We start from the raw sequence: 18,582 nt of genomic DNA on the forward strand, positions 1-18,582 counted from the left end.
GCTACAGCAATAGAAAAAGACCAGGAAACTGTAGGTGCAGACCTATCAGTTTTTGGCTGGACCTATGCTAGCTTCCGTGGCGCATTCTAAAAATTTAAAGCCAAAATTCAAATAAAGCTTTTCAAATTGCTCGCCTTTTTAAAGGGCGGGCAATTTAATATTAAGATTGTTAATCTAAATTTATATGAAAACTCAATTTTCAGTAGTTTTATTCTTTTGTTTATTTATAAGTCTGGCTCAGGCTCAAACCGGAAAGATCTCAGGATCTATTTTTGATGTGGAAGCAAACGATGTGATGCCTTTTGCCAATGTTACGCTTAAAGGTACTAATACCGGTACCACTTCAGATTTTGAAGGAGATTACAGCCTCAATACTACACCGGGAACCTATACGGTTGTTTTTTCCTTTGTTGGTTACGAAACTGTAGAAGTAACTGAAGTTTTAGTAAAAGAAGGAGAAGTAACCAGCCTTAATGTAGAGATGAAATCTTCTGCCGGGGCTTTAGATGAAGTTATAATCACCACTACCACCGCAAGGGATACTGAGGCTTCGGTATTAAACATGCAAAGAAATGCCGTAAACCTTACCGATGGCCTATCTTCTCAAACTTTCGACAAAATTGGAGCAGGAGAAGTTTCTTCAGCAGTAAAAACAATACCCGGGGTTTCTGTGCAAGGCGGAAAATATGTTTACGTAAGAGGCCTGGGAGACCGATACACGAAATCTATTCTAAACGGAATGGACGTTCCAGGCCTGGATCCAGATCGAAACACTTTACAGATGGACATATTCCCTACGAATATTTTGGATAATGTAATCGTAATTAAATCTTTAACCGCAGATAATCCCGCCGATTTTACGGGAGGGATGGTGAATATTATTACCAAGGATTTCCCTAGCCGCGAGGAATACAGTGTTTCGCTTGGTGCTACCTACAATCCATCTATGCACTTCAACTCAGATTTCCTGCAATATGAAGGCGGAGATACAGATTTTCTAGGCTTTGATGATGGCACAAGAGATCGCCCTGTAAACAGAAACCAATCTTTTCCCAGACCATTTGACAATGACGCGGCGCTAACCAGAATAACCGAGCGTTTTAACCCAACTTTAGGAGGGACACGGAAACAGAACAATATGGATTTTAGCCTGGGCTTTACTGCTGGCAATCAATATGATGTTGGTAAAAAAAACAATAAACTAGGTTATTTTGCATCGCTTTCTTATAAAAACACTTCAGAATATTTTGAAGATTTCGAGAACAATTCCTGGTTAAAACCGAGGGAAACCTCAGAGTTGGAACTACGTCCTGCAAGATTATTGAGCGGTGATGTTGGAAAGGAAAACGCATTAATTAGCGGGCTAACCGGGATTGCTTTCAAAACCAAAAAATCTAAATACCAGCTTAATTTACTTCACATTCAAAATGGGGAATCTACTGCCGGCAATTTTGAAGAAGAAATTCTTGTTTCTGATGCCATTCGGGTTTTTAGAGATAATCTGGAATATACCCAGCGCTCCATCACCAACGCATTATTAAGCGGAAAACATACCAATAAAGATGCAAGCTGGACTACCGAGTGGAAACTTTCACCAAGCTTTTCCCGTGTTTACGATAAGGATGTAAGAATTACAGCTTTTGAATATAACCCAGGCAATAACACCTATAGCATTCGTCCGAGTTCTTCTGAAAGTCCTACCAGGATCTGGAGAAACCTGGAAGAAATAAACCTTGCCGGAAAAGTAGACCTTACAAAGAGGCATCAGCTTTTTGGAAGAAACGCAAACCTTAAATTTGGCGGTGGCTATACGTACAAGCAAAGGGATTTCACCATTGATCAATATCAAATTCTTATTCAGGGATCTATTAGTCAGCGTTTTGAAGGAAACCCAAACCAGGTACTTGCGCCCGATAATATCTGGACTCCGGAGAATCAGGCTGGATCCTATATAAATGGATTTTACGAACCTGCCAACACCTACGATGCCTATAACACCAATGCTTCAGCATACGTGTCGGAAGAATTCAATGTAACCGAAAAATTAAAGGCAATACTTGGTTTAAGGCTTGAAAAATTTGATCTTTTCTATACAGGCCAAAATAACCTGGGAGATTTAATCCTGGAAGATGAACACCTTATAGATAAAACCGACCTTTTTCCTTCAGCAAACTTTATCTACAGTCTTAACAGTGATAGTAATCTTAGACTTTCTTATGGTCGCTCAACGGCAAGACCTTCTTTTAAAGAAGCTTCTATTGCCCAGATTTACGACCCTCTAACCAACAGAACCTTTATTGGGAATATAGACCTACAGCCCACTTATATAGACAACATTGATGCGCGTTACGAACTTTATGGAGATAATGCGCAGCTTTTTGCAGTAAGTGCTTTCTACAAGAAATTTACAGATCCCATTGAACTTTCTGTGTATAGCGATTTTTCAGCAGATAATTTTCAACCCAGAAATGTTAATGATGCAACTGTTGTAGGAGCTGAAATTGAAGTAAGAAAGAATTTTGGATTTATCACTGAAGTATTACGAAAACTGAGCATTAACTTAAATGTATCGGTAATTGATTCTGAAGTAGAAATGGACCGTAGTCCCAGTGGGGAGTTTGAATCGAGACAGCGAAACTTAAGACCAGGTGAAGAATTTGATGGCACAAGGCAATTACAAGGACAGTCTCCCTTGCTGGTAAATGCAGGTTTCGATTACACCGACTCCGAAAGCGGTTGGCAGGCGGGTATTTTTTACAATACCCAGGGAAAAACCCTCGAACTTGTTGGTTTAGGGACAGTTCCAGATGTATACACTATGCCTTTTCATAGTCTTAATTTCAATTTGAATAAATCTTTTGGAGAAGAGAAAAATTCTACTATTTCCTTAAAAATCTCCAATATACTGGGCGATGATATTGAAAGCAGGTTCCAGTCTTTTGGAGCAGAAGATCAAATATTTTCTTTGAAAAAACCAGGCACACCAATCTCATTAAGTTATAGTTACAAATTCTAGACATACAAGTTATATATTGAATTAGCCAAAAAAAGGCTGCCTATAGCGGCAGCCTTTTTTAATAAAATTTTCACATCAAATACGTGTAATTTGTGGCAGGATTTTTGAAATTTAATTTGTAGATTTGTAATAACCACCTTTTTAAAAGAATGAAGCAATACTACTTTTTTACTTTTTTCCTTGTACTTTTTCTTTGGGTTTCGGCACCTGCCTTGGCTCAGGAAGCTGCTTATGGTAAAAGTCAAACTGAACATTCTATAGATGGTTTATCAATCTATCCTAACCCGGTTACTAACGGAAAGGTTTACATAAACACCAAATTTAATCTTGAAAAGGAAATCGAGATTTATAATGTAATTGGAAAACCTATTTACAAAACAAGATTAAGGGGCAAGGAGATGGATGTTTCTTCACTATCGCCAGGAATTTATATTTTAAAGATTACAGAAAATGGCAATAGGGCTACCAGAAAACTGGTGGTAAAATAATTCAGCCCAACTTAAATAAATTTTAAAGCTTCTGTTTTCGGAAGCTTTTTTTATTATGCTTTTCGGCTTAATTTCGGCGTATGTATTCAGATAAAATATTTTCGGTAAAAAACGAAACAGAATTTCGGGATTTGGCCCTCAAGGTTTTTGCTCATCAATACCAGAATAACAAAGTCTATCGGCAATTTTGTGATCTATTGAAAAGAAGCCCGGTAAAAATTAAAGAACTGGAGGATATCCCCTTTTTGCCTATTGAATTCTTTAAATCGCACCGCCTGATTTCTTCCAACTCAGAACCTGAAATTGTTTTTACTAGTAGCGGCACCACCGGAAAGCAAACCAGCAAACATTACGTTACAGACTTAGGCATATATGAGAAAAGTTTTTTTCAGGCATTTAAAAATGTTTACGGAAAGCCAGAAGACCTGGTTATTCTGGCTCTTCTCCCCTCATACCTGGAGCGCACCGGTTCTTCCCTAATCTACATGGCCAATGCTCTTATAGAAAAAAGCAGCCATCCTGAAAGCGGATTTTATCTCAATAACCTGGAGGAATTACAGCAAAGCCTGGAAAAAGTAGAATCAGAAGGCAAGAAGACCTTACTTATAGGAGTTTCCTTCGCGCTTCTGGACCTGGTAGAGCGCTATAACTTTAAGCTTAAACATACTACTGTCATGGAAACGGGTGGAATGAAAGGCAGGCGTAAGGAAATGATTAGAACAGAACTTCATGAAATTCTATCCAAAGGTTTTGGAGTTGCTAACATCCATAGCGAGTATGGAATGACAGAATTATTGTCCCAGGCTTATTCTACAGGTGGTGGGGTTTTTAGGTGCCCTCCGTGGATGAAAATTCTTATCCGTGACCCGGAAGACGCTCTTAACTTACTTCCCCACCAAAAGACCGGAGGCATAAATGTAATAGACCTGGCAAATTTTAACTCTTGTTCATTCGTTGCAACCCAGGATTTAGGAAGAAATACCGCAGCGGGAAAAACAGAGATATTGGGCCGCTTTGACCATTCTGACATAAGAGGCTGCAACCTTCTAATCCTCTGATTTTCAGAATAAAAACAAAATTATAACTAAACAAAGGTAAATTTTACGTTAAAATTTAAATTCAGTTGTAATTTTCTGAGAATCTATCGACTTAATATATGTAAGATTAAAATAGAATAAACTCTATCAATTCTTACAGGCTAAGTGAAATTTTTTCATATTAGATTGGTTAGTTAGTTGCAAACCCCGTAGACGCCCTGTTTACGGGGTTTTGTATTTTCACTAGACCGCCCTGATAATATAAGTGTTTTTCTTTCCCTTATTCAGAATAATATATTTCCCGTTTATCAAGTCATTTGGAGATAACTTGTAATCTTCCTTTACTTTTTCCTTATTTACGGATACTGAATTTTCCTTCAGTGCTCGCCGGGCCTCCCCGTTCGATTTCAGGAAGCCGGTTTCTGCTGAAAGCGCTGCAATCATATCCAGGCCGTCTTCTATAAGATTCAAAGAAACCGCTGCCTGAGGCACTCCTTCAAAAACATCTAAAAAGGTAGCTTCATTCAAAGATTTAAGATCCTGAGCTGTACTTTTTCCAAAAAGAACCTCGGAAGCTTTCACGGCATTCTCAAAATCTTCACGGGAATGAACAGTCACTGTGATCTCTTCTGCCAGGGTTTTCTGTAATTGTCTTAAATGCGGTGCTTCTTTGTGATTTTCCACAAGTTTTTCAATTTCTTCCCGACTTAAGAAAGTAAAGATCTTAATATATCTTTCGGCATCAACATCACTGGTATTTAGCCAGTACTGGTAAAATTTATAAGGAGAAGTTCTTTGCGGGTCTAACCAGACATTTCCGCTCTCAGTCTTCCCGAATTTAGTGCCGTCAGCTTTTGTGATCAGGGGGCAGGTGAGGGCATAACCTTTCCCGTTACCAATTCTTCTTATCAACTCTGTTCCCGTGGTGATATTACCCCATTGATCGCTTCCACCCATTTGCAGGGTACAATCATACTCTCTGAACAAATGTAGAAAATCATAGCCCTGAACTAATTGGTAGGTAAATTCGGTAAAAGACATACCTTCAGCAGCTTCAGAAGACAATCGTTTCTTCACCGAATCTTTAGCCATCATATAATTAACCGTGATATGTTTTCCCACATCTCTTATAAACTCAAGGAAAGAGAAGTTCTTCATCCAGTCGTAATTATTAACCATTACTGCAGAATTGTCTTCATCGCTTTCAAAATCCAAAAACTTAGACAGCTGGTTTTTAAGAGCCTCCTGATTATGTCTCAGGGTCTCTTCATCCAAAAGGTTTCTTTCTGCCGATTTCCCGGATGGATCACCAATCATTCCGGTAGCACCTCCCACCAAAGCAAAAGGTTTATGCCCACATAATTGGAAATGGCGAAGCATCATTACGCTCACCAGGTGGCCAATGTGCAGCGAATCGGCTGTTGGATCTATTCCAACATATGCAGCTCTCATCGTTTCGCCTAAGTGTTCTTCGGTGCCGGGCATCACATCGTGAACCATACCCCGCCAGGTAAGTTCTTCAACAAAATTCTTGGTCATAATTATATTTTTGTATGCAAAAAGAGCCGTAAAGATACCATAAACTCTTATTTTTCCTAAGGGCTTTCCCTATATTTACGACATGATTTTAATCACAGGAGCAACAGGGTTGGTAGGCTCACATTTAGCCTTCGAGCTTTCAAAAAAGAAGGAAAATATACGGGCATTATTCCGCAGTGAAAACAAGCGGGATCGGGTTAAGGATATTTTTTCATATTATACAACTTCGGAAAAAGCAGAAGAATATTTCCAGAGTATTGATTGGGTTAAGGCTGAAATTAGCGACATCCCGGCACTGGAAAAGGCTTTTGAAGGGATTGAACAGGTTTATCATTGTGCTGCCTTGGTTTCTTTTGATCCCGCTGATGCCAGGGAGCTAAGAAAAACTAATATCAGAGGTACTGCTAATATTATAAACCTTTGTATAGCCTATAAGGTAAAAAAGCTATGTCACGTAAGCAGCGTAGCCAGCCTTGGCAGAGACATAAAAAAGCCTGAAATTGACGAAACTACCGAATGGAATCCTGAGGGAAATCACAGCGATTACGCTATTTCCAAATATGGTGCAGAAATCGAAGTATGGCGTGGCTCACAGGAAGGAGTGCCAATAGTAATTGTAAACCCGGGAATAATTATAGGTCCGGGGTTCTGGGATTCAGGAAGCGGTCCCCTTTTTAATAGAATTCAGCAGGGATTGAATTATTATTTCTCAAAAATCACCGGTTTTGTGGGGATTGGAGATGTTGTAAAAACCATGGAACTCCTGATGAATTCTGAGGTAAAAAATGAAAAATACGTCATTGTTTCAGAAAATATCAACTTCAGGAAAGTGATGAACGATATAGCCAGCAACCTGAACAAACCTGCCCCGAAGAAGAAACTAAAAAAATGGATGCTCTGGGTCGGTTGGATCGGCATGAAAACAGGGAGCATCTTTGGAGTTAAACGGAAGATAACTACCAGCACAATTAAATCCCTATTTGAAGATGCCCATTACAGTAATGAAAAGATCAAAAAGGAATTCGATTATGAATTTATTCCAATGGATGAAGTAATTTCAAAGACTGCGGCCATCTATAAAAAGGAAATTACTGTATCTCGATAGAGCGCGGGTTGATAAGGCTATCAAGTTTCCTGTCCTGCTCAAATTTTAAGGAATCACTTTTTATCCTCAAGGAATCTACCTGAAGGCTATCAAGTTCTTCTTCGGCGGCCAGGATAGAATCATTAAGCTTACGTTCCACTTCCCTAAGAGAATCCATTTCATCCTTCATTCCCTGCAGGTTTTCTTTTACCTGGCGGTAAATGTTTTCATATTGCATATAATTTGCTGCATAAAAAGCATTGCTTCGCTCAAATTGCAAACTATCTATTCCAAATTTCTCATAAATGTAGTTTTCCGGTTTAATCCCGAGAGATTCAAACTTACGCTTATTGAAATTACGGGCAGAAGTCATAATGGAAATTTCGGTTAAGACTTCTACCATTTTATCTTCAGCAATTAGATCATCGGGCTTTTTAGTCTCCTCGACACTCTGGCAAGCAGAGAAAGCCATCAAAAATATCAGTAAATACAAGCCTTTTTTCATCTTATCGATCAAATTCTATTCTTTCTGCCACTTTTGCAAAAGGCTGATGTTTGAAGTTTTTATATACTAGATTTCCATTAACAAAGGTGTGGGTTACCCTGGATTTAAAGGTCACCCCTTCAAAAGGAGACCAGCCACATTTATACACAATATTATCTGCTTGCACTGTCCAGGGCGCATTAAGATCTACCAACACCAAATCGGCCTTATAGCCTTCACGAATAAATCCGCGATCCTTTATCTGAAAGAGTATTGCAGGATTATGGCACATTTTCTCCACGATTTTTTCCAGCGAGATCTTATCCTGGTGATATAGCTGAAGCATCGCAGGAAGCGCGTGTTGCACTAATGGTCCTCCACTTGGAGCTTTGGTGTAAGGGTTTTTCTTTTCTTCCTTTGTATGAGGGGCGTGATCTGTAGCCACTACATCTATGCAATCGTCTAAAAGTCCCTTCAATAAGGCTTCCTGATCTTTTTGGGTCTTCACAGCAGGATTCCATTTGATTAAGGTCCCTTTCTTCTCGTAGTCTGAATCGTTAAACCACAAATGGTGAATACAAACCTCAGCCGTTATTTTTTTATCTTTCAGAGGCTTTTTATTACCGAAAAGTCCTATTTCCTTGGCGGTAGAAAGATGAAAAACATGCAACCTTGCACCGGTCTTTTTGGCTAGGGCTACTGCTCTGGAGGATGATAGGTAACAGGCTTCCTCGCTTCTAATCTTTGGGTGCAATTCTATAGGAATATCATCTCCATATTGCTCTATATATGTCTGAAGATTTTTCTGAATTGTTTCCTCATCCTCGCAGTGAACCGCAATCAATAAGGGAGATTTAGCAAAAATCTCTTCCAGTACCTTTTCATCGTCAACCAGCATATTTCCAGTGGAAGAGCCGAGGAAAAGTTTTAATGCGGCGGTTGTTTTAGGGTCAACTTTTAAGATTTCCTCGAGGTTATCATTAGTACCACCAAACATAAAGGAATAATTTGCGTAGGAGCTTTCGGCAGCCAGCTTAAATTTCTCCTCCAAAAGTTCTACAGTAGTGGTTTGCGGCAAGGTATTAGGCATTTCAAAAAAGGAAGTTATCCCCCCGGCTACAGCAGCTTTAGATCCTGTTTCAATAGTGTCTTTATGAGTAAGCCCCGGTTCCCTGAAATGAACCTGATCGTCAATTAGCCCCGGCAACAAATAAGTGCCTTCAGCATCAAAAATATTCACATCAGGGCTTTTAGGACTGATGCTATCCCCAATCTCTACAATTATCCCATCTTCAATAAAAACATCGGCTTCCCTGATTTTACCTTCGTTTACGATACGAGCATTCTTGATTAAAACCTTTTTCATTACAATTTATCTTTTTTAAAAAGACTTTTTATTTTCATAAATATTACCCCAAATACGGCTTCAGAAATAATTCCACCGCTCATTTTAGAAGTTCCCTGTGTCCTGTCTGTAAAAATCACGGGGACTTCAGTAATTTTAAATCCCAGCAAATGGGCTTTAAATTTCATTTCTATTTGGAAAGCATAGCCCACAAACTGAATCCGATCCAGATTGATAGTCTCAAGCACCTTCCTGCTATAACATACAAATCCTGCCGTGGTATCATGAATATTCATCCTGGTGATTAACCTCACATATTTTGAGGCTAGCCAGGACAAAAGCACACGATTCATTGGCCAGTTTATCACATTCACACCGGTTGCATATCTCGAACCGATAGCTACATCAGACCCTCCCCTTTTGCAGGCATTATACAATCTTATTAAATCATTAGGGTTATGAGAGAAATCAGCATCCATCTCAAATATATATTCATAGTCTTTGTTTAAGGCCCATTTAAACCCATGAATATATGCTGTCCCCAATCCAAGTTTTCCGCTCCTTTCTTCCAGAAACAAGTGGTCGTGATATTCTGCCTGAAGCGTTCTAACTCTGTCGGCAGTTCCATCAGGTGAATTATCATCTACCACCAGGATATCAAATTTGCGCTTTTGAGAGAAAACATTTCTAACCAGGCGTTCGATATTTTCAATCTCATTGTAGGTGGGTATAATGATTATCCCCTTTACCATTCTGAATTTTTTTGCACAAATGTATGCATTTTAAATCTTCATTTTCTTCAGAGATATAATCCCCGGGTTAACATCAAAATTTTACATTTGTAAAAAAATCCACTTGCAGGCAATTGAGCGACATGTAGAATCTTTAGACTGGATAAGCCTTATCCTTCTCGGCGCTTTTATGCTCTTAAGCCTTGTGAAAACCGCCTATCCACAGCGATTCGAGGATTTTACATCCCTGTTAACGTCAAACAAATTTATGGTGTTTAGAGGAAAGGAGTATAAGGCTTTTCATCCTTTTAACATTTTAATGTTTTTGGTGAATATTTTATCGGTTTCTTTATTTTTATTTCTCGTTTTTCAACTCCTATGGCCGGGAAAAATAACCACTAGCCCAATTGTTCTCTTTGTAAGGATTGCAACGGGATATGCCAGTTTTATTCTGCTGAAATTCGGAGTGGAAAAGATTATTGCAAATATCTTTGATCTGGACAGGATAATAGACTATTACCTCTACCAAAAACTGGCATATCGTAACTTTATGGCGCTTTTATTATTCATTCCTTTATTGTTTTTTTTCTACGCATTTCCTCCAACCACACTTGTCTTAAGCATTATCCTCGGTTTGGTGATCCTTACTAATATTATAAGTCTGGCTACCATTTACAAACAAAATCAAACCCTTATTAGCACTAATTGGTTCTATTTTATTTTGTACCTTTGCGCTCTCGAAATTGCTCCTTATATTATTTTGTATAAGCTTATTACAATTTAACCAGGATCAAATTAAAGTTATTGATATATGAAAGTGAAAACAATTTTGGTTTCTCAGCCAGAACCTAAGATAGAGAATTCACCTTATTTTGAGCTTGAGGAAAAACAGCGGGTAAAAATTGATTTCATTCCTTTTATACACGTTGAAGGGGTTCCTTCTAAAGAGGTAAGGCAACAAAAAGTTGATTTAACTAAGTATACCGCAATAATTCTTACCAGTCGTAATGCTGTAGACCACTTTTTCAGAATTGCTGAAGAAATGCGTTTCAAAGTGCCAGACTCCTTAAAATACTTTTGTTTAAGTGAAGCTGTAGCCTACTATCTTCAAAAATATGTGGTTTACCGTAAGCGTAAGATTTATGTTGGAAAGAGAACATTTGCTGATCTTTCTCCGTTAATCAAGAAATACAAAAACGAAAAGTTTCTTCTACCCTCTTCTGACATGCTGAAACCGGATGTACCCAAGACTCTTAATAAGCTTGGTGTAGAATGGAAACGGGCTACTTTTTATAAGACCGTAGTTAGCGATCTTTCTCACTTACGGAATGTCACTTATGATATCCTTGTATTTTTTAGTCCCAGCGGTATAAAATCGCTCTTTGAGAATTTTCCTGATTTTAAGCAAAACGATACCCGCATCGCAGTTTTCGGAAACACAACAATCAAAGCGGCTAAGGACCACGGATTAACTGTAAATATCAAAGCTCCTACTCCAGAGACGCCTTCCATGACTATGGCTCTTCAAAAATATATTAACGAGATAAATAAGAAGCACGCTTAAGGATAGCTTCTGTTTTCATATAAATAAAAAATCCGGTGTCATTACAACACCGGATTTTTTTGTTCAATTAACTAATTAAAAATCACGAAACAGGACCTCCTGAGATTATTTCAGGATTGGCATTATCTTCATATTTTTTAAAGTTCGACTTAAACGAATTAGCAAGTTCATTGGCTTTTTTATCGTAAGCCTCTTTATCCTTCCAAGTATTTCGGGGGTTAAGAACCTCTGCAGGCACTCCCTCACAACTCACCGGCATATTTAAACCAAAGATCTCGTGTTGGTTATATTCCACATTTTCGAGTTTTCCTTCCAGGGCAGCACTTATCATAGCCCTGGTATACTTAAGCTTCATACGGCTTCCTGTTCCATATGCACCGCCGGTCCAACCAGTATTTACCAGCCAAACATGAACCTGCTCTTCTTTCATTTTACTGCTAAGCATTTCAGCATAGCGAGTAGGGTGCAGCGGCATAAAAGGTGCTCCAAAACAAGCTGAAAAACTCGGCAGTGGTTCATCTATTCCCGCCTCGGTTCCGGCTACTTTTGCGGTATAACCACTTATGAAGTGGTAAGCAGCCTGTCCTGGAGTTAATTTACTAATAGGAGGCAATACCCCAAATGCATCAGCGGTGAGGAAGAATATATTCTTTGGATTTTTACCTACCGATGGTTTTTTAATATGATTAATGTGATGAATTGGATAGCTTACCCTGGTATTTTGTGTAATGGAGGTATCCTCGAAATCCACCTCTCCATTCTCATCAAGAATAACATTTTCCAGGATAGCACCAGGTTTAATAGCATTATAAATATCCGGTTCCTGCTCCTTGGTAAGATTGATTACTTTAGCATAGCATCCACCTTCAAAATTAAAGATAGTATGCTCCGGGGTCCAACCGTGTTCATCGTCTCCAATGAGTTTTCTCTGAGGATCGGCAGAAAGCGTGGTTTTACCCGTCCCGGAGAGACCAAAGAAAATGGCCGTTTCATTATCATCTCCAACATTTGCCGAACAATGCATTGGCAAGGTATTCTTATCTACTGGCAGAATAAAATTAAGCGCTGAGAAAATTCCTTTCTTGATCTCTCCGGTGTAACCAGTACCTCCAATTAAGGCGATCTTTTTACTGAAATTGAGAATTGCAAAATTTTCAGCCCTTGTACCATCAACTTCCGGATCGGCTTTAAAGCCAGGGGCATTCAGTATAAGCCAATCTTCTTTAAAGTTTTTAAGCTCCTCTTTATCAGGCCTCAAAAACATATTATAGGCAAACATATTAGACCAGGGATATTCATTTACCACCCTGATGTTTAATTTGTATTTCTCTTCGGCACAGGCGTAAGCGTCTCTGGCGTAAATTTCTTTTCCCGAAAGATATTCGGCAACCTTATTATACAGCTGGTCAAACTTTTTTGGTTCAAATGGGATGTTAATGTCTCCCCACCAAACATCGTCTTTGGTAACATCATCTTTTACAATAAAACGATCCTTTGGAGAACGGCCGGTAAATTTACCGGTGTTCACGGCTAAGGCTCCTGAACTGGCTTCTACGCCCTGTCCCTTTTCAATTGTAATTTGATGTAATTCTTCAGGACTTAATTGATAGTGAAGTGTTGCATCTTTGATCCCGTAATCCTCTAACGAAATCGTTTTCGTAATTTGGGTGTTTGCGAACATAAATTATTAAGTGTGTGGTTTGTTTACAGTAACAAAATTATAAATCTTAAGCAGAATAAAGAGATTGCCTCAGCATTTTATTCATTTTTTAACGAAAAAAATTTAAACACTAAAATAAGCCAGGCAAGAATAAGTAGGGTTCCTCCTATAGGGGTAATCAAGGCGATGCTCCTAAAGTCGAAGCCTGTAAGGTCATTTGTTGCCAACAAATAAATGGAACCCGAAAATAAAAGCACCCCGGCAACCAATAAATAAAGAATGCTGTTTAACTTTTTTACACCTGAAATTCCGGATCCGCCAATTATTAAAAATAAGAGGGCATGATAGATTTGATATTTAACCCCTGTCTCAAAAGATTTGAGGGAAGACTCCTCCAAAATTGCGCTTAAACCATGGGTAGCGAAAGCGCCAATAATTATTCCCAATAGACCAAAAATACTTCCAGCAACCAAAAATCGCTTATCCATTCATTTATTTTTTAAGAAGTAAAGATTTAATACCTTCGTTACCACTACACAAAATTAACTTATTTTATGCGAGAAATATTAATAATTGGTGCGGGAAAATCTACTTCCGTACTAATCAACCACCTGCTTGAAAAAGCAGAATCTGAAGACCTTTTTCTAAGAATTGGCGATCTGGATTTGGAAACCGCCCGGAAAGCTACCCAAAATCATCAACGTTGTGAAGCCCTGGCTCTGGATGTCTTTGACCCTGCAAGTCGGGAAACCGCTATAAAAAGAGCCGATATCGTGATCTCCATGCTTCCGGCCCGCTTTCATATAGAGGTTGCACGGGACTGTGTGAAATTCAAAAAAAATATGGTTACCGCCTCTTATATCAGTAAGGAGATGAAAGCCCTGGATGAGGAGGTGAAGAAAAACAAGCTTGTCTTTATGAACGAAATTGGAGTTGATCCCGGCATTGACCATATGAGTGCTATGCAGGTTATCGATCGAATTAGGGATAAAGGCGGAAAAATGCTTATGTTTGAATCATTTACCGGAGGTTTGGTAGCCCCGGAAAGCGATACCAACCTATGGAATTACAAGTTTACCTGGAATCCAAGAAATGTGGTCGTAGCCGGCCAGGGAGGAGTAGCCACATTCATCCAGGAAGGGAAATTTAAATATATCCCTTACCATAGATTATTCCGCAGAACAGAACTTCTTCAAATCGATGAATATGGAAAATTCGAAGGCTATGCCAATAGAAATTCCCTTGATTATTTGAGCATTTATGGTCTGGAGGATATTCTTACACTTTATCGCGGTACCATAAGAAGAGTAGGATTCAGCCGTGCATGGAATATGTTTGTGCAACTGGGGATGACCGATGACAGTTTTAAAATGAGCAACTCAGAAAACATGAGTTATCGCGATTTTGTAAACTCATTTTTACCCTATTCCCCTACCGATTCAGTTGAACTCAAACTTAGGCATAATTTAAAAATCGATCAGGACGACCTGATGTGGGAAAAATTGCTGGAACTGGATATTTTCAATGATGAAAAGAAAATAGGAATTAAAGATGCCACTCCCGCACAAGCTCTTCAGAAGATCCTGATGGATAAGTGGTCTCTGGCACCGGACGACAAAGATATGATTGTGATGTACCATAAATTTGGCTATGAATTAAACGGGGAAAAAAGGCAAATAGATTCCACTATGGTGCATATTGGGAAGAATCAATTTGAAACCGCTATGGCAAAAACGGTTGGTTTGCCCCTGGCCATTGCTACAATAAAGATTCTTAATAAGGAAATCCTGACGCCGGGAGTACAATTACCAATTAAAAAAGAGGTGTACGAACCTATTTTAAAGGAACTTGAAAAATATGATATTATTTTCAAGGAAAAAGAATCTGAATATCTGGGCTATAACCCCTTTGGGGAAGTAGGCAATTAATAGTTATTTTAGCCTTACTAAAAATCACTTTAATGAAAGTAGTAAACGAGAATGTTGTAGTTGATGGGATAGATAAAACCATTTTAAACCATTTAATGGAAGATGCAAAAAAGCCTATCCTCGAAATCGCCAGAAGCATTGGTATCACAGGCGCAGCTGTCCACCAACGTTTACGAAAACTTGAAAAAAGCGGGTTAATAGAAGGCACCAAACTTATTGTAGACCCCCGCGTGCTGGGGTATAGAACCATGGCATTTGTGGGGGTCTATTTAGATAAAGCTGTGAGTAACCCTCAGGCTGTAAAAAAACTAAATGAGATCCCTGAAGTTATTGAGTGTCACTATACCACAGGAAACTGGTCTATTTTTCTTAAAATTCTATGCCGGGATAACGAACATCTAATGCAGGTGCTAAACAAAGATATTCAAGCCATAGAAGGGGTTTCGAGAACAGAAACTTTCATTTCGTTAAATCAGCAAATTAAACGGCAAATTAAGATCTAATATTTGGAATAATTCTAAATAAGGTTTAATTTTGGTGCCAGAATGAACACACTTTATAAGGCCCATAATTTCACTTCTTTCCAATGCGACAGATCGCGGGCTTTCTATATTGATTTTAAGCACAAACTTGTTAAATTAAGTTTTTGTCAACTTCTCGCGTTCAGGGAACAAGTGAAAAACATAGATCTTGATGCTCATTTTAGCGGAAAGAACAAACACGGGGTTGAAATTCTCGTTTTGTGTAACCGCTCCCATATCTTCATTTTTGATACCTATGAATGTATTGCCCTCAAAGATCTTATGAAGGGAACATTCGCAATGTTAGAACTTAATTCGCTTCTTATTCTAGAGGTTTAAAGGCAGCTTTAGGTTTAGACTCTTTCTAAATACTACTTAAAATTAGGCGCTTAATCGCTTTTTAGCTAATTTTAAAAAAAAGTAATATGAAAGATTTAGTTAGACAAAAATTAAGCATAAATGTGGAGATCATGGATATGCTTAACAAACAAATAGAAAAAGAAGCAGTTTCCTCTTCAGCATACCTGGCAATGGCTTCCTGGTGTGATCATAACGGCCTGGAAAACAGCGCTAATTTCTTTTATGAGCAGTCTGCTGAGGAGCGGGAACATATGCTAAAGATCTTCAAATTTATAAATGATAACGGCGGTACCGCTTATGCTCCTGAAGTAAAAAGCGTGATGCATGAATTCAATTCTCTCGAAGAAGTCTTTGAAGCGGCTCTGGACCAGGAAATAGAAATCACCCAAAGCATTCACAGTCTCGTGCAGAAATGCAGAAAACTTAATGACTTCACCTCTGAATATTTTCTCCAATGGTTCGTAAATGAACAGATGGAAGAAGAACAATTGATGCGCAGAGTGCTTGAGTTATTCGACCTCATGGGCGACGAACCGCTAAAGTATATAGACGACCGAATTCCGGGAGTAAGAGAAGAATAAATATCAAAGCCACTTCAAGAGTGGCTTTTTTTATTTCGGGTGGTTTATATTTGCTCAGCCGGTATTTTGGTAAGTTCGGCTATGGCAAAGCCCTCTATCTCAATGGAAAAAAGAAAAATACTTTCCCCGGGAATAATATCTACAATTCTAAAATTTTCGAGATAACCCGACAAACTTATTTCTTCTGAAGGCTTTATTTTTTTCTCAAGTTTCTCATTTATCTCTCTTAATTGTTTCTCAATGTGCGGAGAGAAATCCAATTTCATTCTTTTTTTGAGCTTTTCATAGATAAAAGTATTGGCTACAGTCTGTAAAGCTTTATCCATAAGCCAATTATTACTTTTCCCTTCCAGTTTATAATCTTTTACCATTATCTCCTGCTCTTCAGGATCAAATTCAATAGTTAAATGCAGGAGTATACGTCCTTCCTTATTTTTAAAAAGAGAAGTGCGGGTTTTAAATTTAACATCCAGGGCGAGATCAAAATTTTCTTTTTCACTCTTCGTAAGCGCGGCATCAAGAATAGTGGCATAGGTAGAAACTTCCCCATCTTTACCTTCTGTTTCAATATTTTCACCTACCAGTTTATTCCGCAAGGCCTCATCAAGGACTTTAAAACCAATTTTAATCGGTATCCTAATGGAGATTTTATCCTGTAATGAATTGCTCATAGAGGTATTTTAAGTGATTTCTTCTACAATTTAAAATTAATCATTTAGAATACCGGTAATATTAAATCAGCTTTATACTTACAATAGTAAAAAATAAGATTTTGTTAACTTAATTGAACAGGGCAAGTCAAGCCCAAAAATAAAACAGCCCGTGATCCCATAAAATCACAGGCTTTAAATTACTACCTTTCATGATTCAGAAATCGAGTTTCACTCTAAAATTTCCATCGGAAATAAGCTTTCTGGAAAGATCGGTACCATTATGGCCTTGAAAAGAAAACCTACCGGAAATATAATTTCCGTCATCATTTAAGATCTCAATAAGGTCCTGGGAATTACCTTTAACATTAATCCATTCTCCCTCACTTTGTTTATACTTAATCCAGCTGCCATGGAACATACTGCTTCCTAAAGAATAGGAATTGTTTCCAATATAATTAGACAGTTTAAACTCGATGCTTTCTCCGGAGATCGTTCGAACCCTTAGGAAAACATCTATACTACCGGTGTGGGTAATGTATTTCTCACAGGAAATTATTCCTTCTTTACCTTGCACAAACAGATCCAGTCCATCTATTTTGGCAGTTAAAAACTCTTCTTCATCCATAAGTTGTAATGAATCTTCATCATTATTACAGCCTACAAGAAGACAGGTTATCAAAACAAGGGGGGCTGCGAATGTGTGGATGAAATTTTTCATAATAAAAGAACTTTAGTGATTACAATTTTCAAGCTCTTTAAAAGTAGGTTATTATCCATCTTAAGAACAAGGGTGTTTTTCCCCAGTTTACTGATTTTCAGTTTTTTAACCCTTGTTTATTTATTTGGTGTAATGATACAGTTTTGAGAAAAATGCTAAAATAGAAAAAGCCTACCGAAAGCCAGGCCTGGCAATTTAGTAAGATTTTTTATGGATTATTCGGGGTGTTTTTAAATATAAAACTAATTTCCCCATTGCGCTCTAAGCGTGCAATTTTCACTTTGGTGATATCACCACTATTAGTATTTAGTCTGAGGGATTGAATTAGATCCTGTTCGCTTAGGTTGCTGCTCTTTAAAGCTTCCCATTTAATTTCCCCGTTTTTAACAATGATTTTTTCGGTGCCTTTTATTAAATCACCAAACCGGGTAAATTTTACCGATAGAATTGAAAAGAACCAATGGATCAAAATAAGCAATAGTGATGCAAGAATAAGGTTTAAAAACAGGTCGGAGCGGGTAATTGCTCTGCTCAATAAAGATCCAATTATTATAGCGAGAATAAAGTCGAAGGCAGTCATTTTGCCCACAAAACGCTTATTCCCAATTCGCACCAAAGCTATCCCTACAATATATATAACTGCAGTACGGCTTAGCACATGAATTGTTTTTAGTTTATCTGCTTCCACCCCAAAAATGGAATCAAAAAAAATTAATATTTCTTCCATAGAAAAAAATTAAAACTGCTACTTCAATAAAATATTTTGAGTTGGACAATATTTAAAGGTAGGTTTTCCTAAGAAAGAAAATATTTATATTTCGTTAAAAGCAGCTTCACCATCAATGAAAAATTCAGCAGGGAATAAAAAAAGGC

At 38.1% G+C, this 18,582-nt stretch carries 19 protein-coding genes; 10 read left to right on the plus strand and 9 right to left on the minus strand.

All coding sequences use genetic code 11. The features are described from left to right. Positions 1–184: 184 nt before the first annotated feature. The 3 genes from VIM94_RS05655 (at position 185) to VIM94_RS05665 (ending at position 4,562) form a co-directional block, all read left to right on the plus strand. Positions 185–3,016, plus strand: a complete 2,832-nt coding sequence (locus VIM94_RS05655; RefSeq protein WP_332038312.1) for a TonB-dependent receptor — start codon at positions 185–187, stop codon at positions 3,014–3,016. A gap of 149 nt (positions 3,017–3,165) precedes the next feature. Beyond that, positions 3,166–3,504: a T9SS type A sorting domain-containing protein gene (locus VIM94_RS05660; RefSeq protein ID WP_332038313.1), complete on the plus strand. Its 339-nt coding sequence runs from the start codon at positions 3,166–3,168 to the stop codon at positions 3,502–3,504. 80 nt (positions 3,505–3,584) lie between these two features. Beyond that, the gene (locus tag VIM94_RS05665; protein ID WP_332038314.1) at positions 3,585–4,562 is read left to right on the plus strand and encodes an acyl transferase; all 978 of its coding nucleotides are present in this window, start codon (positions 3,585–3,587) and stop codon (positions 4,560–4,562) included. Between the two features lie 222 nt (positions 4,563–4,784). On the opposite strand, the gene tyrS is transcribed toward VIM94_RS05665, so the two are convergent. Next, positions 4,785–6,080 (minus strand): tyrosine--tRNA ligase, encoded by a 1,296-nt coding sequence (gene tyrS / locus VIM94_RS05670; protein ID WP_332038315.1) that lies wholly within the window; start codon positions 6,078–6,080, stop codon positions 4,785–4,787. A gap of 82 nt (positions 6,081–6,162) precedes the next feature. Between tyrS and VIM94_RS05675 the strand changes: the two genes are divergently transcribed. After that, complete coding sequence (locus VIM94_RS05675; protein ID WP_332038316.1) at positions 6,163–7,185, plus strand: NAD-dependent epimerase/dehydratase family protein; 1,023 nt, start codon at positions 6,163–6,165, stop codon at positions 7,183–7,185. On the opposite strand, the gene VIM94_RS05680 is transcribed toward VIM94_RS05675, so the two are convergent. From VIM94_RS05680 to VIM94_RS05690, 3 genes are read right to left on the minus strand one after another with little or no spacing between them, the layout of a single operon-like run. Continuing rightward, entirely contained in the window at positions 7,169–7,669 is a 501-nt protein-coding gene (locus tag VIM94_RS05680; protein ID WP_332038317.1) for a DUF4296 domain-containing protein, read from the minus strand. The two genes, VIM94_RS05675 and VIM94_RS05680, sit on opposite strands and share 17 nt — an antisense overlap. 1 nt (position 7,670) lies before the next feature. Then, on the minus strand, positions 7,671–9,014 hold the full coding sequence (locus tag VIM94_RS05685) for a dihydroorotase (RefSeq protein ID WP_332038318.1): 1,344 nt from the start codon (positions 9,012–9,014) through the stop codon (positions 7,671–7,673). Continuing rightward, on the minus strand, positions 9,014–9,745 hold the full coding sequence (locus tag VIM94_RS05690; RefSeq protein WP_332038319.1) for a polyprenol monophosphomannose synthase: 732 nt from the start codon (positions 9,743–9,745) through the stop codon (positions 9,014–9,016). The genes VIM94_RS05685 and VIM94_RS05690 overlap by 1 nt, the downstream gene beginning before the upstream one ends. Before the next feature lie 103 nt (positions 9,746–9,848). Here VIM94_RS05690 and VIM94_RS05695 point away from each other — a divergent pair, with 103 nt between their 5' ends. Continuing rightward, positions 9,849–10,508, plus strand: a complete 660-nt coding sequence (locus VIM94_RS05695) for a DUF4271 domain-containing protein (protein WP_332038320.1) — start codon at positions 9,849–9,851, stop codon at positions 10,506–10,508. A 27-nt stretch (positions 10,509–10,535) separates the two neighbouring features. Beyond that, on the plus strand, positions 10,536–11,288 hold the full coding sequence (locus VIM94_RS05700) for a uroporphyrinogen-III synthase (RefSeq protein WP_332038321.1): 753 nt from the start codon (positions 10,536–10,538) through the stop codon (positions 11,286–11,288). An 82-nt stretch (positions 11,289–11,370) separates the two neighbouring features. On the opposite strand, the gene pckA is transcribed toward VIM94_RS05700, so the two are convergent. Both pckA and VIM94_RS05710 read right to left on the minus strand, forming a co-directional pair. Then, positions 11,371–12,969 (minus strand): phosphoenolpyruvate carboxykinase (ATP), encoded by a 1,599-nt coding sequence (gene pckA, locus VIM94_RS05705; RefSeq protein WP_332038322.1) that lies wholly within the window; start codon positions 12,967–12,969, stop codon positions 11,371–11,373. A 77-nt stretch (positions 12,970–13,046) separates the two neighbouring features. Beyond that, complete coding sequence (locus VIM94_RS05710) at positions 13,047–13,436, minus strand: DUF423 domain-containing protein (RefSeq protein ID WP_332038323.1); 390 nt, start codon at positions 13,434–13,436, stop codon at positions 13,047–13,049. Between the two features lie 66 nt (positions 13,437–13,502). Between VIM94_RS05710 and VIM94_RS05715 the strand changes: the two genes are divergently transcribed. The 4 genes from VIM94_RS05715 (at position 13,503) to VIM94_RS05730 (ending at position 16,338) form a co-directional block, all read left to right on the plus strand. Next, on the plus strand, positions 13,503–14,876 hold the full coding sequence (locus tag VIM94_RS05715) for a saccharopine dehydrogenase family protein (RefSeq protein WP_332038324.1): 1,374 nt from the start codon (positions 13,503–13,505) through the stop codon (positions 14,874–14,876). Between the two features lie 32 nt (positions 14,877–14,908). Then, positions 14,909–15,379, plus strand: a complete 471-nt coding sequence (locus VIM94_RS05720; protein WP_332038325.1) for an Lrp/AsnC ligand binding domain-containing protein — start codon at positions 14,909–14,911, stop codon at positions 15,377–15,379. A gap of 42 nt (positions 15,380–15,421) precedes the next feature. After that, the gene (locus VIM94_RS05725; RefSeq protein ID WP_332038326.1) at positions 15,422–15,736 is read left to right on the plus strand and encodes a hypothetical protein; all 315 of its coding nucleotides are present in this window, start codon (positions 15,422–15,424) and stop codon (positions 15,734–15,736) included. Between the two features lie 86 nt (positions 15,737–15,822). Next, positions 15,823–16,338 carry a ferritin gene (locus tag VIM94_RS05730; protein ID WP_332038327.1) on the plus strand — a complete coding sequence of 172 codons (516 nt, stop codon included), beginning with the start codon at positions 15,823–15,825 and terminating at the stop codon, positions 16,336–16,338. A gap of 44 nt (positions 16,339–16,382) precedes the next feature. Here the strand turns inward: VIM94_RS05730 and VIM94_RS05735 are convergent, their stop codons facing one another. The 3 genes from VIM94_RS05735 to VIM94_RS05745 form a co-directional block, all read right to left on the minus strand. After that, positions 16,383–17,009, minus strand: a complete 627-nt coding sequence (locus VIM94_RS05735) for a DUF4403 family protein (RefSeq protein WP_332038328.1) — start codon at positions 17,007–17,009, stop codon at positions 16,383–16,385. A gap of 196 nt (positions 17,010–17,205) precedes the next feature. Beyond that, a complete protein-coding gene (locus tag VIM94_RS05740) occupies positions 17,206–17,709 on the minus strand; it encodes a hypothetical protein (RefSeq protein WP_332038329.1) in 504 nt (167 codons plus the stop codon). A gap of 208 nt (positions 17,710–17,917) precedes the next feature. Next, positions 17,918–18,436 carry a DUF421 domain-containing protein gene (locus VIM94_RS05745; protein WP_332038330.1) on the minus strand — a complete coding sequence of 173 codons (519 nt, stop codon included), beginning with the start codon at positions 18,434–18,436 and terminating at the stop codon, positions 17,918–17,920. Between the last annotated feature and the right edge of the window lie 146 nt (positions 18,437–18,582).

It is taken from the genome of Salegentibacter sp., from assembly GCF_036568425.1.
In the GTDB taxonomy this organism is placed as follows: Bacteria; Bacteroidota; Bacteroidia; order Flavobacteriales; family Flavobacteriaceae; genus Salegentibacter.